This window comes from Poseidonocella sp. HB161398 (genome assembly GCF_005870025.1).
Taxonomy (GTDB): domain Bacteria; phylum Pseudomonadota; class Alphaproteobacteria; order Rhodobacterales; family Rhodobacteraceae; genus Mangrovicoccus.
Genome location: NZ_VATA01000017.1, coordinates 37,921 through 60,113 on the forward strand (window position 1 = coordinate 37,921; position 22,193 = coordinate 60,113).

The following is a 22,193-nucleotide window of genomic DNA, read 5'->3' on the forward strand; positions in this document are numbered from 1 at the left end:
CGGCCTATTCGCATTTCAGGCCCTGCGCCCGCGCAGCGCGACGTAGCAGAAGGCGCCGGCCAGCCCGAGATGCTCGAAGAAGGCATTGGTGGCGCCGATCCGCTCCGCCCCCGGCGGCATCTGCCAGAAGCGCAGCGCCACGAAGGTCGCGGCGAGGGTGAAGGCGGCCAGCGCCAGCGCGGCCGGGACGCGGCCCCGGCCCCAGACGACCATGGCCGCGGCCGCCAGCTCGAAGCAGATGACCCCGGCGGCGAAGACCGGCGCGGGCCGGAGCCCGAACTGCGCCATCTCGGCGACGGCCCCGGGGAAATCGGCGAGTTTCATCGCCGGTCCCTGGATATAGGCGGCGCAGAGCGCCAGCAGGCAGAGGCGGTCGAGCATGGCTCAGACCGCCCAGCAGGCGCAGCCGAGCGCGCCCCAGAACGCCTTGAGGTCCGACACCGGCAGCCCCGCGCCCCAGGCCTGCGCATGGTCGTGGCCATGCACGCCGCAGGCAGAGGCGCAGCCGCAGGAGCGGGCGAGGGCGGGCGAGGGCTCGCGGAGCCCGGGCGCGCCGTAGCCGCCCCAGCGCGCGACCGGCGACCAGTCGGGCATCGGCGGCGGCAGCTCGCTTTCGTCGAGACCGGCGAAGTCGCCCGCGCCCCAGACCACCTTGCCGCCGACCATGGTCAGGTCGCTGGCAATGCCGGCGATCTCGGCCTCGGGGCAGGAGAAGTAGTCGCGGTCCGGCACGGTCAGGTCGGCCAGCATCCCCGGCGCGATCCGGCCGCGGCGGCCGTCATCCCCGGCGAACCAGGCGACCTTCTCGGACCACATCCGCAGCGCCGTCTCGCGGTCGAGGCAGTTCCGCGCCGGCGTCACCCTGAGCCCGCCGACCGTGCGCCCCGTCACCAGCCAGGAAAGCCCGACCCAGGGGTTGTAGCTGGCCACCCGCGTCGCGTCCGTCCCGGCCGAGACCGGGATCCCGGCCTCGATCATCCGCGCCACCGGCGGCGTCGCCTCGGCCGCGCGCGCGCCGTAGCGCTCGACGAAGAACTCGCCCTGATAGGCCATGCGGTGCTGCACCGCGACGCCGCCGCCAAGCGCGGCCACCCGCTCGATCGAGCGCTCCGAGATGGTCTCGGCATGGTCGAAGAACCAGGGGATGCCCTCCAGCGGGATGTCGCGCGCCACCGTCTCGAAGACATCGAGCGCCCGGCTGATCGTCTCGTCATAGGTCGCATGCATCCGCCAGGGCCAGCGGTTCTCGGCGAGGATGCGCACGACGCCCTCGAGGTCCTCCTCCATCCCCGGCGCCAGATCGGGGCGCGGCTCGCGGAAATCCTCGAAATCGGCAGCCGAGAAGACCAGCATCTCGCCCGCGCCGTTATGGCGGAAATAGTCGTCGCCCTGGCGGTACTTGACCGTCTTGGTCCAGGCGAGGAAATCGGCCTTCTCCTCCGCGGGCTTCTGGGTGAAGAGGTTGTAGGCCAGCCGCACGGTCAGCTGCCCGTCCCCGGCCAGCTTGGCGATGATCTCGTAATCCTCGGGGTAATTCTGGTTGCCGCCGCCCGCGTCGATCACGCCGGTGACGCCCAGCCGGTTCAGCTCGCGCAGGAAATGCCGGGTGGAGTTCAGCTGGTATTCGGGCGGCAGCTTCGGCCCGCGGGCCAGGGTCGCATAGAGGATCGCGGCATTCGGCTTCGCCAGCAGGAGCCCGGTCGGGTTTCCGGCCGCGTCGCGCTGGATCTCGCCGCCCGGCGGGTTCGGCGTGGTCCGGTCATAGCCCACGGCCCGCAGCGCGGCGGCATTCAACAGCGCCCGGTCGTAGAGATGCAGGATGAAGACCGGCGTGTCGGGCGCCGCGGCGTTGATCTCGTCGAGGGTCGGCAGGCGCTTCTCCTCGAACTGGTGCTCGGTGAAGCCGCCGACCACGCGCACCCATTGCGGCGGCGGCGTGACCCTGGCCTGCGCCTTCAGCATCGCCATCGCGTCCGCGAGGCTACGGATGCCGTCCCAGCGCAGCTCCATGTTGTAGCTCAGCCCGCCGCGGATCACATGGGTGTGGTTGTCGATCAGCCCGGGCAGGACGCGGCGGCCGCCGAGGTCGATCTTCCGCGTCTCCGGCCCGGCCAGCGCCAGCATCTCGGCATCCGCTCCGCGCGCGGTGAAGCGGCCGGCATCGATGGCCACGGCGGACACTTCGGGCGCCGCCGGGTCGAGCGTCGCGAAGCGGCCGTTGAAGAGGACGAGCCCGGGATGTGCCTGTGTCTTGTCCATCAGCCGATCTCCGTGTCGCGGCGGGTCTGCGGGCGGTGGATGCTGGGCATCTCGCCGAAGATGTGGCGCGCCGCGTTGGGCAGGAGCGCCTCGGCCTCGCCGCGCTGCACCAGCCAGCGCGCGGCCGGCAGGGCCTGCTCGCCCACGAGCATGCCGAGCAGGCCGAGAAGCGCGATCACCGGCGGCGCGGGCGAGCGGACCTGCATCAGGCTGTAGAGGATGCCGACGGCCAGCCCGGCGCCGAGCGAGAGAAGATAGGGTTTCATGTCCGTGTCCCTGAAGGGTCCGGCCGCCCCTGGGGGCAAGCGGCCGGACGGTGGGCGGGGCGGAGTGCCCCCGGGACGAGCCTGCGCTGCCGTCCTCTGCCCGGATTGCAGGCGTCCCCCCCGGTTTGGACGTTTCGCGCACCGCCTGTTTGCCTGCGCACGATTGTCCTGTGACATGTCCGCAGGTATCTTCGGCCTGCGGCCCCGATGGCTGCAGGGTCTCGCGGAGCGGTGCGCATGGCAGTCCAGGTCACGACAGAAGCGGCAGGCAGGGCGGCATCGGCGCCGCCGGCGGATTCTCTCGGCTGCGCGCGCGCGCAGCTGTCGCGGGACGAGGCGCTTTCGGCGGGCGGGCTGGTCTTCCGGCGGAAATCGGCCGCGGGCCCGCACCGCGCCAGCGTGGCCACCCCGGCGCAGGAGCGCGGGCTGCTGGTCGGGATGTCGCTGGTCGACGGCCATCACCGCCGGAACACCCGGCGCGGCCAGCGCGGCGGGCGGGTCTTCGACCGGGGCATGGCCTATCTGCGGGATTTCGACAGCGCCTATTCCGCCGCGATGGACGGCGCCTTCGACTTCTTCCTGATCGAGCTTCCCGCCGGGATCGGGGCCGAGGCCGAGATGCTGGCCGGGCGGCGCCCGGGCGGCAGCTTCGAGCGGGTGGAGGCCGAGCCCGATCCCGGGCTGCTCCTTCTGGCGCAGAGCGTCCTGCCCGCGCTCGCCGCGCCCGGCAGGGCCGATCCGCTGCGGCTCGAGGAGCTGGCGGTGCTGGCCACGGGGCATCTGCTGTCGCGCTACCGCGGGGCGGGGCCGGCCGAGCGGACGCACCGGCTCTGCGGTCCGGCCCTGCGGCAGGCGCAGGACCGGCTGGCATCGCGCGAGGAGGGCGCCACCATCGCCGCGATCGCGGCGGATCTGGGCATGTCGCGCTCGGGCTTCTTCGCCGCCTTCCGCGCGGCGACGGACCAGACGCCGCATCAGTGGCTCTCGGCCGAGCGGCTGCGGCGGGCGCGGCAGATGCTGGTCTCGGGCGAGCGCAGCATCGCCGATATCGCGCTGGATTGCGGCTTCGCGGACCAGAGCCATTTCACCCGGCAGTTCACCCGCGCGACCGGCCTGTCGCCCGGGCGCTGGCGCGGCCGGCTGCGCTGAGCCCGCGGCGCGGACCTTTCAGAGCGGCTTGCGCAGCATCTCGAAAAGGAACCAGCGGCGACCCTCGGCCTCGTCGATCCAGGTCTCGACGAGGCTCGCCGTCGCCACGTCGCCATGCAGGTCGCACAGCCCGTGCAGCTCGGCCAGCCGGTCGGCCAGCGCGCCATTGTCGTCGCGCAGCTCGGCCAGCATGTCCGACGGGGTGACGAATTCCGCCTCGTTGTCGAGGATGCGCTGCAGCCGGGCGATCTGGCCGGTGGAGCGCAGCGTCGCCTGGCCGAGCTTGCGCGCGCGCTCCGCCATCGGGTCGGTCATCGCCAGAAGCTCGGCGGACATGTCGTCGAGCATCAGATGGCCGTCGCGGAAGCCGGGTCCGGAATAGTGCCAGTGGAAATTGCGGGTCTTGAGATAGAGCGCGAAGACATCCGCCAGCATCTGCGCCAGCGCGGCGCCGAGATCGCGGCGGGCCGCCTCGCCGATGCGGTGGGGCACGGCCAGGGGGGCATGGCGGCGGGCGGTCAGGGTGGTCTGGTCCATCGGGAAGGAACTCCTGTTCGGGGACAAGTGCGGCCAGACTGGCGCGGGCCGGGGCGGGCGGCTTGGCCGGATCGCGCCCGGCTTGGACGGGGCGCGCATCCGCGGGCGGGGCGGCCGCCGCCGTGCGCGGAACCGACAAGCCGTGGCCGGAGGCTGCAATCGCGCGCGGGCGCGCGCGCGCAGGGTCGGGGCCCGGACCAGACAGGAGATCCCGACCGCCATGACCCCGACCGCACCCGCGACCCCCGCTCCGCCCCTGCCGCCGCTTCTGGCCGCGCTGACCTTCGCCACCGGCATGATCGACGCGGTCAGCGTGCTCGGCCTCGGCAATGTCTTCACCGCCAACATGACCGGCAATGTCGTCTTCCTGGGCTTCGCCGCCGCCGGCGCGGGGCCGTTCCATCCGCTGCCGCTTGCCGCCGCGCTGGCCGCATTCCTCGGCGGTGCGGCGGCGGGCGGGCGGATCGGCCGCGGCTGCGCGGCCTGGCCGCTGCGGCGCTGGCTCGGCATGGCCGCCGGGATCGAAACGGCGCTGGTCTGGGCCGCCGCGGCGCTGTCGCTTGCCCTGGCCGGTCCGGCGGCGGAGGGGGCCGGGCAGATCGCGATGATCCTCTGCCTCGGCGCCGCGATGGGGATGCGCAATTCCACCGTCCGCAGCCTCGGCGTGCCCGACCTGACCACAACGGTGCTGACGCTGACCCTGACCGGGATCGCCTCGGAGGCGAAGATCTCGGGCGGCAGCGGGCGCAACCTTGCCCGGCGGCTGGGCGCGGTGGCGGCGATGTTCGCGGGCGCGGCCGCCGGGGCGCTGCTCCTGCGGGCGGGCGGGGCCGCGCTGCCCCTGGGGGGCGCCGGGGCGGTGACGGCCGGGGCGACGCTCCTGGTGCTGCCCCATCCCGCCATGGCCGCCCCGCGCGGCTGACGCCCTGCCGCTGCCTCAGCCCTCGGCGTGGCGGCGGCGCCAGAGGAACGGCGTGTCGCCGACATGGCGGCGGAAGAGCCGCGTCATGTGCGCCTGGTCGGTGAAGCCGCAGGCGGCGGCGACCTCGCCCAGCGGCTCGTCCCCGGCCAGCATCCGCTCCTGCGCGCGGCGCAGCCTCAGCCGGATCAGGAAGCCGTGCGGCGTCTCGCCGGTCGAGGCCTTGAAGGCGCGCGAGAAATGCCCGGTGCTCAGCCCGGCGATGCCGGCCAGCTCCTCGACCGCGATGGCCGAGGCCAGATGCGCCTCGGCATGGGCGATCACCCGGCGGATCTGCCAGGGGGCGAGCGTGCCGCGCCGGACGCCGTCCGTGCCGTCGCGCATCAGCGGCAGGAAGCGGTCGTCCTGCGGGCCCGCCGCCTCCAGCCCCAGCATCGACTCGAGCGCGTCGAGATAGCCATGCGTGGTCGCCGGATCCTCCTCGACCGCCTCGCGCAGGTCATGGAGGAGCTGGCCGAGCGCTGCCGCCCGCAGCCTGGCCTCCGCGAGCCCCGCGCCAGGGGCGGGGGCGGGGGCGGGCCGCGTGACTGCTAGTGTCTGTTGGTGCAACATGCCGGATACTCCGAAACTGGACGTCTGCTGTCCCGAGCATCGCCGCGCCGGGCGCGGCAGGATACCGAACGCAGGCGCATGCCCGTGCCCTTTGGGTATCGCCCGACCATACGATGGTATGGCACGGGCCGCTTTCCGCGCCGCGGCAATGGACAGCCGCCGCCCCGGCGGGCAGACTGGGCCGGAGCGAAGCCGAAGCGGACGGGCCGGGACATGACTGCACCTCCATCGACGCAAGCGGGGACCGACGGCCCGCCGGAGGAGCTTGTCATCATCATCGACGACGACGCGATGGTCCGCGACGCGACCGAGATGCTGCTGCGCTCGGTCGGCTATGCGGTGCTGTGCTTCGAGCGGCCGCAGGACGCGCTCGAGGCCGACTGGCCCGAAGTGCCGGGCTGCATCGTGCTCGACATCCGCCTGCCGCAGTTCAGCGGGCTCGACCTGCAGCGCCGCCTGGCCGAGCGCGGCACCGGCACGCCGGTGATCTTCATGACCGGCCATGGCGACATCCCGATGACGGTCTCGGCGATGAAGGCCGGGGCAGCGGATTTCCTGACCAAGCCCTATCGCGACCAGGATCTGCTGGATGCGGTGTCGCGCGCGATCGAGGCCGACCGCGCCCGCCGCGCCGAGGGCGCCGCGCTGGACGGGCTGCGGCGCGCCCATGCCGGGCTGACCCCGCGCGAGCGCGAGGTGCTCGACGGGGTGGCGCGGGGGCTCCTGAACAAGCAGATCGCGGGCGAGCTGGGCCTGGCGGAGATCACGGTGAAGCTGCACCGCTCCAGCATGATGAAGAAAATGGGGCTGCGGACTGTGGCCGAGCTGGTGCGCGCGGCGGACCTGCTCTCCTCCGCGCAAACCAGGGTATAGGTGACGGATGGGCCGGGTGCGCCATATGGTGTCGAGGGCCGCGGGGCCCCGAGCGCAAGGATGCCGACCGTGAGCCAGTTGCAGATTGCCGTGATCGAGGATGACGCGCTGGTGCGCAGCGCCACGGGCAGCCTGCTGCGCTCGCTCGGCCACCGGGTCGCGCTCTATCCGACGGTCGAGGACTTCCTCGCGGCCGGGGCGCCCGCGGCCGATTGCGTGCTCAGCGACCAGCGCATGGCCGGGCGCACCGGGCTCGACCTGCTGGAGCTCTTCGCCGCGCAGGGCGAGACCGTGCCCTTCATCCTGATGACCGCCTTCCGGACACCCGGCCTCGATGCCCGCGCCCGCCAGCTCGGTGCGCTCTCGGTGCTGGAGAAGCCCTTCGACGAAAGCGCGCTGATCGGGCTCCTGGGCGGGCTGGCCGCGGGCTGAGCCGCCCGGACCGGATCAGAGCGGCAGGTCGAGCACCGCGCGGGCGCCGCCCCCGGGCGCATTGCCGAGGATCAGCGCGCCGTCATGCGCCTCGGCGATGATCCGGCAGACCGAAAGCCCGATCCCCATCCCCTCGGCCCGCGTCGTCCAGAACGGCTCGGTCGCGTGCTCGGCCAGGCCCGGCGGGAAGCCCGGCCCGTCATCGCTGACCTCGATCCGCAGCCGCCCCGGCGGGCCGTTGTGCAGCGCGATGCGCACGCGGTGGCCCTTCTGCGCCCCGGCGATCGCCTGGGCGGCGTTGAAGACCAGGTTGACCAGCACCTGCTGCAGCAGCACGGCATCGCCGCGGATGCGGGTGGAGCAGGCCTTGCGGGTGATCTCCAGCGCGATCCCCTGGCGCTCCAGCTCGGGTTCCAGGATGGCGGCGGAGGCATCGACCAGCTCGGAGACGGCCATCTCCTCGCGCACGAAGCGGGTGCCGCCGGTCACGGCCCGCACCCGGGCGACGATCTCGGTGGCGCGCTCCACAGCGGCGTCGAGGCTGCCCACCGCGGCGCGGGCCTCCTCCAGGTCGACCGGATCGCGCGCCAGCCAGCGCCGGGCCGCCGAGGCGAGGCTGCGGATCGCCGCCAGCGGCTGGTTCAGCTCGTGCGAGACCGAGGCCGATATCTGCCCCAGCATCAGCGCGCGATGGGCCCGCTCCAGCTCCAGCCGCCCGTCGGCCAGGGCGCGGTCGAGCCGCCGCTTCTCGGTCATGTCGGCGATAGTGCAGGGGACGCGGTCGCGCGGCACGCCCGGCTCCAGCGAGAAGGACACGAGCACGTCGCGCCACTCGCCGCTGCGGCCGCGGATCCGCATGTCCTGCTCGAACCGGCCGCCCCGCACCATCATCTCGCGGCAGCGCGCGAGCTGCTCTTCGGTGCCCAGCGGGAAGCGGCGCAGCGGCAGCAGCGGGTCGCGCGCCCCGGGATCGGCGAAGGCCGCCAGCGCCGAGCGGTTGGCCTGCACCAGCACCGGCGGCTTCGGCGGGATCGCGAGGAGCGGCACGAAATCGTATTCGCAGACCGGCACGGCGATGGCGTCGAAGGTGGTGCGGTAGCGCGCCTCGCTGGCCCGCACCGCGGCAACCCCGGCCTGCGCCTTGCGGATCAGGATGCTGCCCGCGATGATCGCCGCGCCGCTGACCGCCAGCCGCAGGAGCGAATCCGAGGGCGCATGGCCTTCGTAGACCACCAGATGGCTCGCCACCGACAGCACCAGCGCGGCCGCGGCCCAGGGCCGGATATCGCCATCCTCGCCGCCCGTCCGGTAGATCAGCGCCAGCAGGTAGAGCGTCGCGACCGCGCCCTGCAGCGAGGTGAAGGTGTCGACGGCGAAAATCGCCGCCATCAACGCCACCGTGCCTGCGGCGCGGGGCATTCTGCCCTCGGGCAGCCCGCGGGCGCGCAGCGCTGCGGCCGCCCCCGCAAGGAGCGCCAGGGGCCCGCCGGTCCGGCCCTCTGTCCGGCCCGGTCCGGGCCGCATGTCCTGCGCCGTGTCGCGGCTCATGGCGATGTCCCCTGTTTCCGGGCCGATGCGGACTGGATAGCCCAGGCGCGGGACGGGGTCTTGAACGATCGTCCGGCCATGTCGCCCGCCGCGCGGCTGCCCGCCGGTCTGCATCCCGGCCGTTCGTGATGCCAGCTCCGGTCGACAAAAGGCGCAGCCAGATGCGGACGGACACGAAGAGGAGGTTCTCTGATTGCGGCCTTGTCAAGCGGAGGTCTGATCTGTCCTTCGAGGGTCATGGTTCTCTCCGAGGCCGGGCGCAAGCGCGCCTCATGATGGCGTCCGGTGGCGGACCGTCTCAAATGTCGCGGGCTGGGTCCCCGGCCCGAAATCCGGTGCCCAAACCACCTCTGCGAGATCGGTCATGCCTCCGTCCCGTCGGGACATCTCGACCTGGCCTTCCCTCGGTCGGGCATTTCAGCGTGTTTTCAGGCTGCAGCCGCCGCGATCCATCGGAAGTCCGCGCCGGTTTTCCAGAGCGTCAGCATCAGCACGGCGATCTTGCGGGCGGCCGCAACCCTGGCCCGCTTGGCGCCCTTGCGTGCGGCCAGCCGGAGGGCCCATGACTTGAGCGGCGAGAACCGTTTCACCCGGCACATCAGCGACGTGGCGGCCTCGAACAGCAGAGTGCGCATCGCGGCATCCCCGCATTTCGATATGCGCCCCTGATAATCTGTCTCTCCGGACTGGTAGCGGCGCGGGGTGAGGCCGGGGAATGCGCCGATGCTTGCGGACCTGCCGAACCGGTCTGCCCTGTCCACGACGGCGATGACGTTAAGCGCGACAATCGCTCCGACACCGGGAACAGTCATCAGGCGCCGGGCCAGCTCCGACTCCTTGGCGAGATCGCGCAGATCCCTGTCGATCGTGGCAGTGGCCGGGCACAGCGTGGCGTGGACTGTCATGACCCCTTCGGCGATCAGGCCGAAGACCGGTTCGCGGCTGGCCGCATCCGCCAGCTGATCGCGGAACGATTGCCGGAGCTTTCCCTGATGAACGCCGGTCATCCGGATGCCGAATGTCTTCAGCACGCCACGGACATGGCGTTCGAGATCATTGCGCAGTCGGAGCGGCCGGTCCCTGGCCCCGATCAGCGTCCGGAGCCGGTCCGCATCAAGGCTGCGGACATGGACAGGCGTGATCCAGCCGGTCCGCGCCAGCTGGGCCAAGCCCTCGGCATCGGCGGCATCGGATTTGTTCAGCCGCGCGGACAGGACCTTGTGGGCCACCCTCGCCTCCACGCAGGTCACGGCCAGGCCCAGATCGCTCAGCGATCGCTGCAGCCAGATCGACAGCTGGCCGCTCTCGTGAACGGCGAGGACCGGTGCGATCCGCTTCTGTGCATAAAACCTTGTCACGGCGGCGGGATCGCAGGCGACGGTCTTCCGAGCCTGGACGGCCCCGGTCCCGTCGACCACGCAGATCGAGATTTCCTCGAGGGATGCATCGAGCCCGGCATAGTGCTTCATGGTCGCTCTCCTTCCAGCGGTTTCATGTGAGGCTGAGGGTATCCGACCTCGCTCGCCATCGGGGAGCGACCGCCGCAATCACACCATGTCGCGGGATTTCGGCCAGTTTGCCGCCGAACCAAGCTATGTCATCGGTTTCGCGTCAGGCGGCGATCTTCAGGTTCGAGGCCCGATTCCCATGGGCCTCGCCCGGCCTCGGCAGCCCGTGCGGAGAGTGCGGGCGTCTCTCGCTGCAATGGCTGATCCAGGCGCCGATCCCGTCGCGCAGCTCGGACCCAGACTCGAAGGCGTTCAGGCAGGCGCACTCGCATTTCAGCGAGCGCCACAGACGCTCGATCGTGAGGACCCGAACGCCATCGGTCCGAGTGAGCGGTCCGAACGCTGTCCATGATGCCCTTGCGCTCGCAGAAGAGGATGCGCGAGGTGCTTGCCCCCGCGGCCTGCGCGATCCGGCCGATTTTCATCGCCCGGCGCCTTGAGCTTCACCCCGGGGTCAAGCCCTCTATCCGCAGCGGTCCCGGATCAAGGATCGCTGGCATGCATGACATCCCCGCTGCCCTGCCGCTCTGCCTGCCCGGCGGGCAGAGCCTGCCGAACCGCATCGCCTAGGCGGCGATGGAGGAGGACATGGCCGATGCGCGCCGCCTGTCCGGAGCCGCGCTGCGCCGCCTCTGCCGGCGCTGGGACGCGGGCGGCGCGGGGCTGCCGGTCACCGGCAATGCCATGGTGGCCGCCGATGCCGTCACCGGGCCGCTCGGGCCGTTCCGCGCCTAGGCGCCGGAGGCGCAGGCAGGCGGCGCACGGATCTGGAGGCAGATCAGCCATCCCGGCCGCCAGGTCTTCGCCGCCACCAATGCGACGGCCCTCGCGCCCTCGGCCGTGGCGCTGGAAATGGGCGGCTTCTCCGGCTCTTCGCCCGGCCGCGGGCGATGGAGGAGGCGGATATCGCCCGCGTCATAGCGCAATTCGCCGAAACGGCCGCACTGTCCGAGGCGGCGGGGTTCGACGGGGTGCAGTTCCATGCCGCGCATGGCTGCCCGGCCGGCCAGGTCCTCTCGCCGCTGGCGAACCGCCGCACCGACCGCTGGGGCGGGGTGCCGGAGAACCGCGCGCGGCCGCTGACCGCCATCCTCCGGGCCGTGCGCGCCCGCGTCCCGCCGGAATTCGGGGTCGGGGCGAAACTCAACTCCGCCGGTCTCCAGACGGGCGGCTTCGCCCCCGAGGAGGCCGTCGCGGTGGTCCGGACGCTCGATGCCGAAGCGGCCGATCCGGTCGAGATCTCGGGCGGCAGCGACGAGAGTCCGGCCCGGGTCGGCACCCGCGCGCGCGAGGCCTGTTTCGTCGAATTCGCCCGCGACATCCCCGCGGTCGCCGGGATGCCGGTCATGGTCCCGGGCGGGATCCGGCGGCTTGCCACCGCGCTGCCGGCGCCCGGCGGGCAGGGCGGCCGCCCGGGCGTCGCCATGATCGGGATGGCGCTGGCCCGGGTCCCGGATCTGCCGGCCCGCTGGCAGGAGCGCGAGGCGGCCGTCGACCTGGCCGTCCCGCGCTGGCCCGGCGGGCCACGATGGGCCTGGTCAAGGCGCAGATGCGCCGGATGGGGAGGGGACGGGCGCCGGGGCAGGGCGTCTGGGCGCCATGGGGGCTGGCCAGCGACCATTTCCGGACCCGCTGGCGCAGCCGCGCCCACCGCGCCAGGCTGCGCGCGCGGAGCGCTCAGGCCGCCGAGACGCGCCAGATGACGTCGCCGACATCATCCGCCATAAGGAGCGACCGCCCGTCCGGCCCGATCGCCACCCCGACCGGCCGACCATAGGCCAGCTTCTCGTCCTCCGAGAGGAAGCCCGTCAGGATGTCCCGCGGCGGGCCGCTTGGCCGCCCCCCCTCGAAGGGCACGAAGATCAGCTTGTAGCCGCTCAGCTTCGAGCGGTTCCACGACCCGTGCTGGCCGATCACCATGCCCTCGCCGAAGCCCGGCAGCGTGCCGCCCGGCATCCAGCAGAGCCCGAGCGAAGCGGTGTGCCCGCCGAGCGCGTAGTCGGGCGTGATCGCCCGCGCCACCAGCGCCGGGTCCTGCGGCACGCGGTCATCCACGGTCTGCCCCCAGTAGCAGTAGGGCCAGCCGTAGAAGCCGCCCTCCGCGACCGAGGTCAGGTAGTCGGGCGGGGTCTCGTCGCCCAGCCCGTCGCGCTCGTTCACCACGGTCCAGAGCTTGCCGGTCCAGGGCTCCCAGGCCATGCCGACGGCATTGCGCAGCCCCGAGGCGAAGATCCGCGCGTCCCCGGTGGCCAGGTCCAGCTCCCAGATCGCGGCGCGGCCCTCCTCGGCCTCCATCCCCTGATCGGCGATATTCGACAGCGAGCCGACCCCGGCATAGAGCTTGGTTGCGTCGGGCGAGAGCAGCAGGCTGCGGGTCCAGTGGCCATGCGGCTTGAAGTCGACCAGCGGCTCGCCGCTGCCCGAGAGCGCGGTGTCGCCCGGCCGGTAGCCGAAGACCCGGATCCCGTCGGTATTGCCCAGGTAGAACCGGTCCCCCGCCAGCGCCATGCCGAAGGGCTGGTTCTGGTTCTCGACGAAGACCTTGCGGATCTCGGCCTGGCCGTCGCCATCGGCATCGCGGCAGAGCGTGACCCGGTTGGCGCTGGTCCCGATCGCCCTGACCCGGCGCATCGTCGCCTGGGCTGCGTGGTCCATCAGCGTCTTCGGCGGCCCGGGCTGCTCCTTCGACTCGGCGATCAGCACGTCGCCATTGGGCAGCACCTCGATCCAGCGCGGATGGTCGAGCCCCGAGGCGAAGGCGTTCACCCTCAGCCCCGGCGCGCAATCCGGCACGCGGCCGTTCTTCCACCCCTCGGCCACCGGCATCTTCAGGGTCATGATCCCCTGGCTGCGGGCCTCGGGGATCTGCGGCGCGGTGCCGAGCGCCTGATGCGCGGGCGATCCCGCGCGCCGCAGATAGGCAACCGTGCCGCCGACCAGCGCGGCGGCTTGCGCAATCACGTCCAACTCCGTTCTCCCCCTTTTCGCTCGCCGACAGCCTAGCGGAGTGGCGGCGTCCGCGACAGGCCGTTCTTGCCGCGCCCGGCACCCGGGTGCCGATGCGGCTGGCCGGGACGCCGCGCGGCCCGGTCCCGCCGAAAATGATGAAGGCCGAGCGGCAGGGATCGCCCGAGACCGCCGGATGGCTGTCTTCGGGCCGCTCGACGGCCGACCGCTCCGGGTCTTCCAGCTGGGCGACCTGCGCCGCGGCGGGCCCGGCGGCATGCGGCCCGGGCAGCAGGTCGGCGCAGCGGCCGATATGGGTCCCCATCTTCCCGCCGCGCCGCGCGATCTGCGGGCCCGGAGCGAGCGGCGGACGCCTCCTGCCCGCGTGGTGGTCCTCGCCGCGCAGCTGGAGGGGACGGTCGGCCTTGCGGAGCTGGAGGCGGCGGCGGGGATCGGCCGCATCCGCCTGATGCCGCCACGAGGGGCTGCCACCCCATGACTGGCACCGGCCGCGCCGCGCGCGGGAACTGCCGTTCGCGCAGGCCCCCATGAGAGCGAGGGCTGCCCGGCTGCACCGCGCGCAGGAGATGCCGGCCCGCGGCAGCGAGATCGCCGATGCCTGCGCGACCGCCTGCGCCGATCAGGCCCATCGGTCCAGCAGACTGCTGAAAAAGGAATCCAGGTCCCCGCCGTGGAGGAATTCGTTCCGGACCTGGTCAGGTGATTTCTTCAGGGATGCGCAAGTCCAGCCGCTTTCAGGACGACTGTTCCAGCCTTGCCCCCAGCTCCTCGGCCAAACGGACTTTTTCAGCATCCTGCTAGGGCCGTCAAGCGGCTGACCGGCCTGATGCTCGGGCAGCCACTTGGCATCGGCAGAGCAGCGCCGACCAGCGGCCTGCCGGGCGGAGACGGTCCGCCCGTCGCCGCGTCCGCCTCTCCCGCAGCCGCCGGGCGGTCACGGGCCGGGGCCCGGCGCCGGCGGGAGGTCAGGCGTCGTCCGGCATCATCATCGGGTTCCAGGCGATCTCCCAGAGATGTCCGTCGGGATCGCGGAAATAGCCGGCATAGCCGCCGTAGAAGGTCTCCCCCGCCGGCTTGACGATGCCGGCGCCTGCCTGGGCCGCCGCCGCCAGGACGTCATCGACCTCGTCCCTGCGCATCACGTTATGGCCGATGGCAAAGGCGGTCGGGCTCGGCGGCTGGACCGGGAGGCCGATGTCATGGGCGATGTCGGCCTGCGCCCAGAGGGCGAGGCGCATCCCGCCCGCGAGCTCGAAGAAGGCGACGGCGCCATGCGCGAATTCGCGGCCGACGATCCCTTCCGTCGGCAGGCCGAGCCCGTCGCGGTAGAAGGCGAGCGCCCGGTCGAGATCGCGGACGCCGAGGGTCAGGATGGAAATTCTGGGGTGCATGTCATGCCCTTCCTACCGGCATCCGCATAGCGCAGACGCCTTGATAGTCTCGGGCCGCTGACGGGCAGCGGAAGGACTCGCACCATGCGAGGGCGGGGCCAACCTTCCCGCGCCTAACCTGTTTCAGACCTCGCAAGCCTAGGCGCCGCAAGGGGCACGGTCAATCGCGGGGCGGACAGGCGATGAGGTCAGGGCATGTCGTCGCTCGTCGGCGCGCGCATGGCATGGCGTGTCTGCTGCTGGCCTGCGCAGGGCCGTCCGTCCGTCAGGAGGCAAGGTCCCTGCGGCCTTGCGGCCGGCGGCAGCTCCCCTGACGGGACAGGCAAGCCTGTCCGGCGGCATCCGCGGCCGGAGCGCCGGGGCAGGGCGCAGGCCCGCCCCTTTCCGGCCCCGCGCGTCCGCGGGACGCGCCGGGGCCGGTGCCGCGCCGCCTCAGGCGATCGCGACGAGTTCGACGTCGAAGGTCAGCGCCTTGCCGGCCAGCGGGTGGTTGGCGTCGAGGATCACTTCGTCCTCGGTCACGTCGGCCACCACGACCTGCATCGTCTGCCCGTCCTGGGTCTGCACCTGCAGCGGCGTGCCCGGCTCGGTCGGGATGTGGTCGGGGACATTGGCGCGCGCCACGGCCTGGATCCGTTCGGGGTGATGCTCGCCATAGGCGTCTTCCGCCTCGACGCGCACGGTGCGCTTCTCGCCGACTTCCATGCCCGCGAGCCCGGCATCGAGCCCCGGGATGATCTGGCCCGAGCCCAGCTGGAAGGTCAGCGGATCGCGGCCCTCGGAGGTGTCGAAGATCGACCCGTCATCCAGCGAGCCCTTGTAGTGAATATGCAGCGTATCGCCCGGCTTTGCCTGGGTCATGGGGATTTCCTTTCAAGGGGGGGGTGAATTTGCCGAGGCCGCGCGGGGCGCGGGTTGCTCGATCGCTCGCGACTCAAGCTGTCAACTCCTGGGGGAAATGTAAACCGCCCCGCGGCAAGTTCGCTGTTCACAGGACCGGGACGGGGACAGATCCGTCTGGAAGGGCGGCAGAATCCGGCCGCCGGTCCGCCGGAACGCGCCGGAATTTGTCGCGCGTTCCGTACGCAAAAAGCGTACGGTTAAAAATACGGCAGCTGGCGGTGGACAATCTCCGGCGAGAGCGGGAAGAAATCGTCAAACATGCATGCGAAATCCGTCAAAGGACGCGCGGCCGCCGGGCGCCGGACCGTGCGGCCGTCCGGTCCTGCCCGGAAATCGCGCAGATTGCGAATCTGCGATTCTGCGTTGATCGGACCCGCCCGGGCGTTCCATGAAAGGGCACACGAGTAGAAGCGGTCTGGACCCGGTCCTGGACATTGCTCGCCAGAAGTTCCGGCTCTGACGAGGATGACATGACCGACAAGACCCTGCTTGCGAACGGCAATCCGAAACCCGACCCCCTCGCCGCGCATCGCTGCCGCGCCTGCCTGCTCTCGGCGGAGCCGGAGCGCCGCCGCTGCGCCCGCCGCCGGATGCGCCGCGAGGGCGGCACGGATGCGCAGATACGGCGCATCCAGCTGTCCGGTAAATCAGAACGCTAACCGACCTATCCAGGGAGAGGCCCCCATGACTTGCAAGACTTTCCTTCTCGCCGCGCTCGGCGGCACGCTGGCCGCCTCGGCCGCCCTCGCGGGCGAACCGGTGACCTTCCAGCTCGACTGGCTGCCCGGCGGCGACAAGGCGCCGATCTATGTCTGCATCGACCAGGGCTTCTGCGCCGCGGCCGGGCTCGACGTGACCATCGCCTCGGGGCGCGGATCCTCCGACGCGATCTCGCGCCTGGCGGCCGGGTCCTCGGATATCGGCATGGCCGATCTCGGCGCGGTGATGGCCGCGAAGGCGCAGGAGGACGTCGCCGTCACCGGCGTGATGTCGGTCTTCAACAAGGGGCCGCATGCCTTCTACACGGTCAAGGACACGGGCTTCGACAGCGTTGCCGACGCCAAGGGCCGCCGGATCGCGACCTCGCCCTTCACCTCCTCCAATGTCTACCTGCCGCTGGTGCTGGAGGATGCCGGGCTCTCCGAGAGCGACCTGGAGCTGACCAAGGCCGATGCCGGGGCGCTGGGGCCGATGCTGATGACCGGCCAGGTCGACGGCATCGTCGCCTGGATGACCGACCTGTCGCGCTACCAGGGCCAGGGACGCGCGGCGGGCCGGGAGATCGTCGCGCTGCCCTGGTCGGCCGCGGGGCTCGACCTCTATTCCGCGTCGCTGATCGCGGGGGACGGGTTCCTCGCCGGGCATCCCGACCGGGCCGAGCGCTTCGTCGCCGCCTTCCGCAAGTCGGTGGACTTCTGCCGCACCAACCCCGAAGAGGCCGCGCAGTCGGTCGTCAACATGGTGCCCGAGCTGGAACTGGACGACGTTCTGGCCTCGCTCAATGACGCGCTGCCGCTGATCTTCAACGAGGTCACCGCCGAGGACGGGCTGGGCGTGTTCGAGCCGGGCCGCCTGGCCGAGACCTGGGGCCGCGTGGCGAAGGCGCAGGGACTGGAGGAGGCCGCCGCCGATCCCGAGAGCTTCGTCAGCCGCGCCTATCTCGCAGGCGGGGAAGGCTGATGCAGCCGCCCCCCGCCATCCGCTTCGACCGTCTCGGACAGGTGTTCGAGACCCGGTCGGGCCGCGTCGAGGCGCTGCGCAATGTCAGCTTCGAGGTCGCCCGCCACGAGTTCCTTGCCGTGCTCGGCCCCTCGGGCTGCGGCAAGTCCACGCTCCTGCGCATGATCGCCGGGCTCCTGCAGCCAAGCTCGGGCGCGGTCGAGGTCTTCGGGCGGCGGGTCACCGGCCCGCGCGAGGATATCGGCATCGTCTTCCAGAAGCCGACCCTGCTGCCCTGGGCGACGGTCGAGGAGAACGTGACCTTCCCGCTGCGCCACAAGCGCGGCCGCGCGGGCCGCCCCGACCGCGAGCGCGCGCAGGCGCTCCTGCGGATGGTCGGGCTAGAGGGCTTCGGCAAGCGCCTGCCCGACGAGCTGTCGGGCGGCATGCAGCAGCGCGTCGGCATCGCCCGGGCCCTGCTGATGGATCCCGACATCCTGCTGATGGACGAGCCGTTCTCGGCGCTCGACGCGCTGACCCGCGAGGAGATGGGCTTCGACCTGCTGCGCATCTTCGGCGAGCGGCCGAAGACGGTGGTCTTCATCACCCATTCGGTCAGCGAGGCGGCGCTTCTGGCCGACCGGGTGCTGGTGATGACCGGACGGCCGGGCCGGGTGATGACCGAGCTGCCGGTGCCGGTGGCGCGGCCCCGCGGCCGCGAGACGATCGAGGACCCGGCAGTGACCGGGCTCGCCGCGCAGCTGCGCAACCTGCTCCTGCAGAGGGAGGCCGCCTGACATGACCCTGTCCATCGAAGACGCCGCCCCGCGCGGGCAGGCCGCCGCGCGCCGCCCCGATCTGCGCCGCATGCTCGCGGCTCCGGGCGCTGCCGCGCTGCTGGCCATCCTCGGCACGGTCGCGCTGTGGGAGCTTGCGGCGCGGGTGCTCGGCATTCCGGGCTACCTGCTGCCCGCGCCGAGCGCGATCTTCGCCACCTTCCCCTCCATCGGCGCCGCGCGCTGGGGCAGCCATGTCTGGGCGACGCTGCGGGTGGCGCTGACGGGCTTCGGGCTGGCCATCGCCATCGCCGTTCCGCTGGCGGTCGCGCTGGTGCGCTCGCCCGTCCTGAACCGCACGCTCTATCCGCTGCTGGTGATCGTGCAGTCGACCCCGGTGGTCGCGATCGCGCCGATCATCATCGTGGTGCTGGGCGCGGGCGACGCGCCGCGGATCGTCATCACCACGCTGATCTGCTTCTTTCCGCTGGTGGTCTCGACCGCCACCGGGCTGGCCGCGACCCCGCCCGAGCTGATCGAGCTGTCGAAGAGCCTGCGCGCGCCGCCGATCCGCGAGATCACCCAGATCCGGCTGCCCTTCGCGGTGCCCTACATCTTCTCGGCGCTGAAGATCTCGGTGACGCTCTCGGTGATCGGCGCCGTGGTGGCGGAGTTCTGCGCCTCGGATGCCGGGGTGGGCTACTTCATCCAGTTCTCGACCTCGATGTTCAAGCTGCCCCAGGCCTGGGCGGGGCTCTTCGTCCTTGCCGCCATGTCGCTGGCGCTGTTCCAGGCCGTGGTGCTGGCGCAGCGGCTCCTCTTCCCCTGGAGCCTGCCGCGCAAGCCGTGACCCGTTCCGCAGCGGGCGCGCGCCGTCCGCTGCCCATCCCCGGAGTAGAAGCCGTCGGGCCCCGGCCCGGACATTGCTCCCCAACCTGCCGGCCCGTCCGGCGATCCACTTGGAGACTGCAATGAGCAACAGCTACGACCTTGCCGAGCTGAACAGGGAAACCACCATCGGCGGCACCGGCCGCACGGTCGAGCGCGACGTGCCCGCCATCGACCTGTCGGAGTTCGACACCCGCAAGCACGAGATCGCGGAGGCGCTGTGGGAGGCGGCGACCGGGATCGGCTTCTTCCAGGTCTACAACCACGGCATCCCCGAGGACGACATCGACGCCGCCTTCGCCAATGCCTGGGACTTCTTCGAGCTGCCGCGCGCGGTGAAGGCGCAGTACCCGATGCCGAAGGGCACCAATGCCGGCTGGGAGTTCAAGGCGCAGGTGCGCCCCTCGACCGGAACGCCCGACAACAAGGAGAGCTACCAGATCACCCGGCCGAACATGGCGGGGCTCTGGCCGGGCGAGGACGAGCTGCCGGGCTTCCGCGCGCGCGCCCTGCGCTTCGAGCGGCAGAACTGGGAGCTGGGCATGCGCATCCTCTCCTGCTTCGCGCTGAAGATGGGCTTTCCCGAGAATTTCTTCGCCGAGGCGCATGACCCGGCCTCGGACCAGTACCAGTCGACCCTGCGGCTGATCCACTACATGTCGATGGAAGACGCCCAGCCCGAGGACTTCAAGGCCTGGCGGGCCGGGGCGCATAGCGATTTCGACTGCCTGACCATCCTCCACCAGAAGGAGGGCGAGGGCGGGCTCCAGGTCTGCCCGGGCAAGGATGCGGGCTCGAACGCCTGGACCGACGTGCCGCCGCGGCGCGGCTACATCACCTGCAATATCGGCGACATGCTGATGCGCTGGTCGGACGACCAGCTGCAGTCGACGCTGCACCGGGTGCGGATGCCGGCGGAGGGCGAGTACAAGGGCCGCCGCCTGTCGCTGCCCTTCTTCTGCCAGGCCAACCGCGACGCCGTCATGCAGGGCCCGCTGGGCAAGTACGACCCGATCACCGCGGGCGACTACCTGACCATGCGGATCAACGCGAATTTCGCGGGCCGGAAGTAAGGCGTTGAGCATGGGCCTTCCGGGTGACAACATCGCGGCGAAAGGCAGGCCCGCCGGGTCGGCCAGACCGGGGTTCGGAAGGTCCATGCTGCACGGCCGCGCTTTGCGCTATATCGACGAGGTGGCCCGGCAGGGCTCGATCCGCAAGGCCGCGCGCGAGCTGAACGTGGCAGCTTCGGCGGTCAACCGCCAGGTGCTGGAGGTCGAGGCCGATATCGGCGTGCCGATCTTCGAGCGGCTTCCCCGCGGGCTGAAGCTGACGGCGCCGGGCGAGCTGCTGATCGCCCATATCCGCGAGACCCTGCGCGACCATGACCGGCTGCAGGCGCGGATCCATGCGCTGAAGGGGCTGACCCATGGCGAGGTGACGGTGGCCACCATGGCCACGCTCGCCGCGGGCCGCCTGGCCGAGGTGGTCGACAGCTACCGCGAGCGCCATCCCAGGGTGGAGTTCAAGGTGACGGTCTGCGACCGCCCGCAGCTGATGGAGATGGTGGCCTCGGGCGAGGCCGATATCGGCCTGGGCTACAACCTGCCCGAGGACAGCCGGATGCAGCTTTCCGCCGTGTTCCAGCACCGGCTGGGCGCGGTGGTGGCGCCCGGCCATCCGCTGACCGCGAAGCCGAACGTGCGCGTGGCGGACTGCATGATCTACCCGCTGGTCCTGGCCGCGCACAGCCTGTCGCTGCGCGGCCGCATCGAGAGCCTCGCCCCCGCCAATGCAGCGCTGCGCCCGGCGGTGGAGACCAATTCGACGGAACTGATGAAGCGCCTCGTGCGCCGCCCGCCCAATGTGACCTTCCTCAACCGGGTCGATGTCGACCAGGAGCTGCGCGACGGCGATCTGGCCTTCCTGCCGCTCTTGGCCGCGGCCGGGCGCCAGCGGCTGAGCCTCGTGCATCGCAGCCGCGGTGCGCTCTCGCCGGCGGCGGACGGGTTCATGCAGGCGATCCGCGCGCATTTCGGCGAGACCGGTGCCTGAGCGCGGGCCCGGAAGAGACACGGAAGAAGACCGAAGATGACACATATCCCCCGATCCCGCCTGGCTGCGGTTCTGGCCGAAGGCGGCGACCTGCTGCTGGCCGGGCTGCGCTGTCCCGCTGCGCTGCTGTCCGGCGGCCCGCCGCCCGGCGCGCCGGTCGATGCCGATGGCGCGGCGCTAGTCGACATCCTCGTCCGGCAGGGCCGCATCGCCGCGGTGGCGGCGCCGGGCGGGATCGCCGCTGACGCGCGCCGCGCCGATCTGGGCGGGCGCCATGCCTGGCCGATGCTGGTCGACATCCACGCCCATCTGGACAAGGGCCATGTGATGGGCCGCGCGCCCTCCTCGGGCGGCACCCATGCCGGGGCGCGCGAGGCGGCCACGCGCGACCGGATCGCCCATTGGCGCCGCGACGACCTGATGCGGCGGATGGGCTTCGGCCTGGCCTCGGCCGAGGCGCACGGGGTCGCCGCGATCCGCACCCATCTGGACAGCCATGACGGGCAGGGAGAGACCAGCTGGGCCGCCTTCGCCGCGATCCGCGAGGCCTGGAAGTCCCGGGTCGCGCTGCAGGCCGTGGCGCTGGTTCCGCTCGACGCCTGGGGGACGGAGTACGGCCCGCGCCTCGCCGATCTGGTGGCGCGCCATGGCGGGCTGCTGGGCGGCGTCACCCGCGCCTCGGGCGGCACGCATGGCTCGCTGAGCGGCATTGACGGGCTGCTCGACCGGCTCTTCGGGCTGGCCGCGGAGCGCGGGCTGGAGATCGACCTGCATGTCGACGAGGCGGCCGAGGCGGATGCCCTGCCGCATGTGGCCCGCGCCGCGATCCGCCATGGCTACGAGGGGCGCGTGACCTGCGGCCATTGCTGCTCGCTCGCGCGGCTGCCCGAGGCGGAGGCGCAGGAGACCATCGCGCTGGTCAGGGAGGCCGGGCTGTCGCTCGTCACGCTGCCCACGGTGAACATGTACCTGCAGGACCGCGTCCCGGGCCGCACGCCGCGCTGGCGCGGAGTGATGCCGCTGCAGGAGCTGCGCGCCGCGGGCGTTCCGGTGGCGGTGGCAGGCGACAACTGCCGCGATCCGTTCCATGCCTATGGCGATCACGACATGCTCGACACCTGGCGCCAGGCGGTGCGCATCCTGCATCTCGACCATCCCTTCGGCGATGCCCCGGCGCTGGCCGGTCCCGCCCCGGCCGCGATTGCCGGGCTCGAGGCGGGCAGCCTCGGCCCGGGCCGCGCCGCCGACCTGATGATCCTCGAGGCCTGGAGCCTCGACCAGGTGATCGCCCGGCCGCACTCCGACCGGCTGCTGCTGCGCGGCGGCGCGCTTCTCGACCTCGCCCCGCCGAGTTATGCGGAGCTCGAATCCTTCCCGCCAGAGGGGCATCCGGCCTGACCGCAGCCGTCCGCGGTTGCCGCGCGGCGCGGTCCTGCTAGCTTTGCCTGCGG

The 22,193-nt window shown here is 72.0% G+C and carries 24 protein-coding genes and 1 pseudogene; 14 read left to right on the forward strand and 11 right to left on the reverse strand.

Translation table 11 applies throughout. From position 1 onward, the window contains the following. Positions 1-15 precede the first annotated feature (15 nt). From FGX59_RS14895 to FGX59_RS14905, 3 genes are read right to left on the reverse strand one after another with little or no spacing between them, the layout of a single operon-like run. A complete protein-coding gene (locus FGX59_RS14895; protein WP_138467642.1) occupies positions 16-381 on the reverse strand; it encodes a DoxX family protein in 366 nt (121 codons plus the stop codon). A gap of 3 nt (positions 382-384) precedes the next feature. Beyond that, entirely contained in the window at positions 385-2,259 is a 1,875-nt protein-coding gene (locus FGX59_RS14900) for an amidohydrolase (RefSeq protein WP_138467644.1), read from the reverse strand. Next, positions 2,259-2,525, reverse strand: coding sequence for a DUF1427 family protein (locus FGX59_RS14905; protein ID WP_138467646.1), 267 nt, complete (start codon positions 2,523-2,525; stop codon positions 2,259-2,261). Before FGX59_RS14905 ends, FGX59_RS14900 begins: the two co-directional genes overlap by 1 nt. Positions 2,526-2,762: 237 nt before the next feature. Here FGX59_RS14905 and FGX59_RS14910 point away from each other — a divergent pair, with 237 nt between their 5' ends. Next, positions 2,763-3,674 carry an AraC family transcriptional regulator gene (locus FGX59_RS14910; protein ID WP_171060653.1) on the forward strand — a complete coding sequence of 304 codons (912 nt, stop codon included), beginning with the start codon at positions 2,763-2,765 and terminating at the stop codon, positions 3,672-3,674. Positions 3,675-3,692: 18 nt separating this feature from the next. Here the strand turns inward: FGX59_RS14910 and FGX59_RS14915 are convergent, their stop codons facing one another. Then, positions 3,693-4,211 (reverse strand): Dps family protein, encoded by a 519-nt coding sequence (locus FGX59_RS14915; protein WP_138467650.1) that lies wholly within the window; start codon positions 4,209-4,211, stop codon positions 3,693-3,695. Positions 4,212-4,431: 220 nt separating this feature from the next. Here FGX59_RS14915 and FGX59_RS14920 point away from each other — a divergent pair, with 220 nt between their 5' ends. Beyond that, positions 4,432-5,133: a DUF1275 family protein gene (locus tag FGX59_RS14920; RefSeq protein WP_138467652.1), complete on the forward strand. Its 702-nt coding sequence runs from the start codon at positions 4,432-4,434 to the stop codon at positions 5,131-5,133. Between the two features lie 15 nt (positions 5,134-5,148). Here the strand turns inward: FGX59_RS14920 and FGX59_RS14925 are convergent, their stop codons facing one another. Further along, on the reverse strand, positions 5,149-5,742 hold the full coding sequence (locus FGX59_RS14925) for a helix-turn-helix domain-containing protein (protein WP_138467654.1): 594 nt from the start codon (positions 5,740-5,742) through the stop codon (positions 5,149-5,151). A 213-nt stretch (positions 5,743-5,955) separates the two neighbouring features. Between FGX59_RS14925 and FGX59_RS14930 the strand changes: the two genes are divergently transcribed. Continuing rightward, entirely contained in the window at positions 5,956-6,615 is a 660-nt protein-coding gene (locus tag FGX59_RS14930; protein WP_138467656.1) for a response regulator transcription factor, read from the forward strand. Between the two features lie 69 nt (positions 6,616-6,684). Beyond that, a complete protein-coding gene (locus FGX59_RS14935; protein ID WP_171060654.1) occupies positions 6,685-7,047 on the forward strand; it encodes a response regulator transcription factor in 363 nt (120 codons plus the stop codon). A gap of 15 nt (positions 7,048-7,062) precedes the next feature. On the opposite strand, the gene FGX59_RS14940 is transcribed toward FGX59_RS14935, so the two are convergent. From FGX59_RS14940 to FGX59_RS38715, 3 genes and pseudogenes are all read right to left on the reverse strand, one after another. Then, positions 7,063-8,595: a sensor histidine kinase gene (locus FGX59_RS14940; protein WP_171060655.1), complete on the reverse strand. Its 1,533-nt coding sequence runs from the start codon at positions 8,593-8,595 to the stop codon at positions 7,063-7,065. A gap of 428 nt (positions 8,596-9,023) precedes the next feature. Continuing rightward, the gene (locus FGX59_RS14945) at positions 9,024-10,064 is read right to left on the reverse strand and encodes an IS110 family transposase (RefSeq protein ID WP_138467662.1); all 1,041 of its coding nucleotides are present in this window, start codon (positions 10,062-10,064) and stop codon (positions 9,024-9,026) included. A gap of 178 nt (positions 10,065-10,242) precedes the next feature. Continuing rightward, positions 10,243-10,401: pseudogene (locus FGX59_RS38715) on the reverse strand (integrase core domain-containing protein); the annotation flags it as partial. Between the two features lie 290 nt (positions 10,402-10,691). On the opposite strand from FGX59_RS38715, the gene FGX59_RS38720 reads away from it, so the two are divergent. Then, positions 10,692-10,838 carry a hypothetical protein gene (locus FGX59_RS38720; protein WP_240722470.1) on the forward strand — a complete coding sequence of 49 codons (147 nt, stop codon included), beginning with the start codon at positions 10,692-10,694 and terminating at the stop codon, positions 10,836-10,838. Between the two features lie 155 nt (positions 10,839-10,993). Continuing rightward, on the forward strand, positions 10,994-11,806 hold the full coding sequence (locus tag FGX59_RS38725; RefSeq protein WP_240722472.1) for a hypothetical protein: 813 nt from the start codon (positions 10,994-10,996) through the stop codon (positions 11,804-11,806). Here the strand turns inward: FGX59_RS38725 and FGX59_RS14960 are convergent. Beyond that, positions 11,781-13,070 carry a sorbosone dehydrogenase family protein gene (locus FGX59_RS14960; RefSeq protein WP_138467664.1) on the reverse strand — a complete coding sequence of 430 codons (1,290 nt, stop codon included), beginning with the start codon at positions 13,068-13,070 and terminating at the stop codon, positions 11,781-11,783. The genes FGX59_RS38725 and FGX59_RS14960 overlap by 26 nt on opposite strands. 175 nt (positions 13,071-13,245) lie before the next feature. Between FGX59_RS14960 and FGX59_RS14965 the strand changes: the two genes are divergently transcribed. Continuing rightward, positions 13,246-13,548 (forward strand): hypothetical protein, encoded by a 303-nt coding sequence (locus FGX59_RS14965; RefSeq protein ID WP_138467666.1) that lies wholly within the window; start codon positions 13,246-13,248, stop codon positions 13,546-13,548. Positions 13,549-14,035: 487 nt separating this feature from the next. On the opposite strand, the gene FGX59_RS14970 is transcribed toward FGX59_RS14965, so the two are convergent. Continuing rightward, a complete protein-coding gene (locus FGX59_RS14970; protein WP_138467668.1) occupies positions 14,036-14,461 on the reverse strand; it encodes a VOC family protein in 426 nt (141 codons plus the stop codon). A 432-nt stretch (positions 14,462-14,893) separates the two neighbouring features. Continuing rightward, positions 14,894-15,322 carry a peptidylprolyl isomerase gene (locus FGX59_RS14975; RefSeq protein ID WP_138467669.1) on the reverse strand — a complete coding sequence of 143 codons (429 nt, stop codon included), beginning with the start codon at positions 15,320-15,322 and terminating at the stop codon, positions 14,894-14,896. A gap of 512 nt (positions 15,323-15,834) precedes the next feature. Here FGX59_RS14975 and FGX59_RS14980 point away from each other — a divergent pair. The 7 genes from FGX59_RS14980 to FGX59_RS15010 all read left to right on the forward strand — a co-directional run bounded on the left by FGX59_RS14980 (position 15,835) and on the right by FGX59_RS15010 (position 22,140). Next, positions 15,835-16,023, forward strand: coding sequence for a hypothetical protein (locus tag FGX59_RS14980; protein WP_138467671.1), 189 nt, complete (start codon positions 15,835-15,837; stop codon positions 16,021-16,023). 25 nt (positions 16,024-16,048) lie between these two features. Then, complete coding sequence (locus FGX59_RS14985) at positions 16,049-17,044, forward strand: ABC transporter substrate-binding protein (RefSeq protein ID WP_138467673.1); 996 nt, start codon at positions 16,049-16,051, stop codon at positions 17,042-17,044. Then, positions 17,044-17,820: an ABC transporter ATP-binding protein gene (locus FGX59_RS14990; protein WP_138467675.1), complete on the forward strand. Its 777-nt coding sequence runs from the start codon at positions 17,044-17,046 to the stop codon at positions 17,818-17,820. Before FGX59_RS14985 ends, FGX59_RS14990 begins: the two co-directional genes overlap by 1 nt. A gap of 1 nt (position 17,821) precedes the next feature. Further along, positions 17,822-18,649, forward strand: coding sequence for an ABC transporter permease (locus FGX59_RS14995; RefSeq protein WP_138467677.1), 828 nt, complete (start codon positions 17,822-17,824; stop codon positions 18,647-18,649). A gap of 121 nt (positions 18,650-18,770) precedes the next feature. Then, on the forward strand, positions 18,771-19,760 hold the full coding sequence (locus FGX59_RS15000; protein ID WP_138467679.1) for an isopenicillin N synthase family oxygenase: 990 nt from the start codon (positions 18,771-18,773) through the stop codon (positions 19,758-19,760). An 85-nt stretch (positions 19,761-19,845) separates the two neighbouring features. Then, positions 19,846-20,742, forward strand: a complete 897-nt coding sequence (locus FGX59_RS15005; protein ID WP_138467681.1) for a LysR family transcriptional regulator — start codon at positions 19,846-19,848, stop codon at positions 20,740-20,742. Positions 20,743-20,778: 36 nt separating this feature from the next. Then, positions 20,779-22,140 (forward strand): cytosine deaminase, encoded by a 1,362-nt coding sequence (locus FGX59_RS15010; RefSeq protein ID WP_138467683.1) that lies wholly within the window; start codon positions 20,779-20,781, stop codon positions 22,138-22,140. The last annotated feature ends 53 nt before the right edge of the window (positions 22,141-22,193 follow it).

What these genes read in the sequence shown, in the direction of transcription:
- FGX59_RS14915 (WP_138467650.1), bottom strand. Translation starts at nt 4,211, where the DNA reads ATGGACCAGACCACCCTGACCGCCCGCCGCCATGCCCCCCTGGCCGTG.
- FGX59_RS14905 (WP_138467646.1), bottom strand. Translation starts at nt 2,525, where the DNA reads ATGAAACCCTATCTTCTCTCGCTCGGCGCCGGGCTGGCCGTCGGCATC.
- FGX59_RS38725 (WP_240722472.1), top strand. Translation starts at nt 10,994, where the DNA reads ATGGAGGAGGCGGATATCGCCCGCGTCATAGCGCAATTCGCCGAAACG.
- FGX59_RS15000 (WP_138467679.1), top strand. Translation starts at nt 18,771, where the DNA reads ATGAGCAACAGCTACGACCTTGCCGAGCTGAACAGGGAAACCACCATC.
- FGX59_RS14910 (WP_171060653.1), top strand. Translation starts at nt 2,763, where the DNA reads ATGGCAGTCCAGGTCACGACAGAAGCGGCAGGCAGGGCGGCATCGGCG.
- FGX59_RS14975 (WP_138467669.1), bottom strand. Translation starts at nt 15,322, where the DNA reads ATGACCCAGGCAAAGCCGGGCGATACGCTGCATATTCACTACAAGGGC.
- FGX59_RS14900 (WP_138467644.1), bottom strand. Translation starts at nt 2,259, where the DNA reads ATGGACAAGACACAGGCACATCCCGGGCTCGTCCTCTTCAACGGCCGC.
- FGX59_RS14930 (WP_138467656.1), top strand. Translation starts at nt 5,956, where the DNA reads ATGACTGCACCTCCATCGACGCAAGCGGGGACCGACGGCCCGCCGGAG.
- FGX59_RS14925 (WP_138467654.1), bottom strand. Translation starts at nt 5,742, where the DNA reads ATGTTGCACCAACAGACACTAGCAGTCACGCGGCCCGCCCCCGCCCCC.
- FGX59_RS14940 (WP_171060655.1), bottom strand. Translation starts at nt 8,595, where the DNA reads ATGAGCCGCGACACGGCGCAGGACATGCGGCCCGGACCGGGCCGGACA.
- FGX59_RS38720 (WP_240722470.1), top strand. Translation starts at nt 10,692, where the DNA reads ATGGCCGATGCGCGCCGCCTGTCCGGAGCCGCGCTGCGCCGCCTCTGC.
- FGX59_RS14990 (WP_138467675.1), top strand. Translation starts at nt 17,044, where the DNA reads ATGCAGCCGCCCCCCGCCATCCGCTTCGACCGTCTCGGACAGGTGTTC.
- FGX59_RS14985 (WP_138467673.1), top strand. Translation starts at nt 16,049, where the DNA reads ATGACTTGCAAGACTTTCCTTCTCGCCGCGCTCGGCGGCACGCTGGCC.
- FGX59_RS14965 (WP_138467666.1), top strand. Translation starts at nt 13,246, where the DNA reads ATGGCTGTCTTCGGGCCGCTCGACGGCCGACCGCTCCGGGTCTTCCAG.
- FGX59_RS14920 (WP_138467652.1), top strand. Translation starts at nt 4,432, where the DNA reads ATGACCCCGACCGCACCCGCGACCCCCGCTCCGCCCCTGCCGCCGCTT.
- FGX59_RS14980 (WP_138467671.1), top strand. Translation starts at nt 15,835, where the DNA reads ATGACCGACAAGACCCTGCTTGCGAACGGCAATCCGAAACCCGACCCC.
- FGX59_RS14995 (WP_138467677.1), top strand. Translation starts at nt 17,822, where the DNA reads ATGACCCTGTCCATCGAAGACGCCGCCCCGCGCGGGCAGGCCGCCGCG.
- FGX59_RS14895 (WP_138467642.1), bottom strand. Translation starts at nt 381, where the DNA reads ATGCTCGACCGCCTCTGCCTGCTGGCGCTCTGCGCCGCCTATATCCAG.
- FGX59_RS15005 (WP_138467681.1), top strand. Translation starts at nt 19,846, where the DNA reads ATGCTGCACGGCCGCGCTTTGCGCTATATCGACGAGGTGGCCCGGCAG.
- FGX59_RS14945 (WP_138467662.1), bottom strand. Translation starts at nt 10,064, where the DNA reads ATGAAGCACTATGCCGGGCTCGATGCATCCCTCGAGGAAATCTCGATC.
- FGX59_RS15010 (WP_138467683.1), top strand. Translation starts at nt 20,779, where the DNA reads ATGACACATATCCCCCGATCCCGCCTGGCTGCGGTTCTGGCCGAAGGC.
- FGX59_RS14970 (WP_138467668.1), bottom strand. Translation starts at nt 14,461, where the DNA reads ATGCACCCCAGAATTTCCATCCTGACCCTCGGCGTCCGCGATCTCGAC.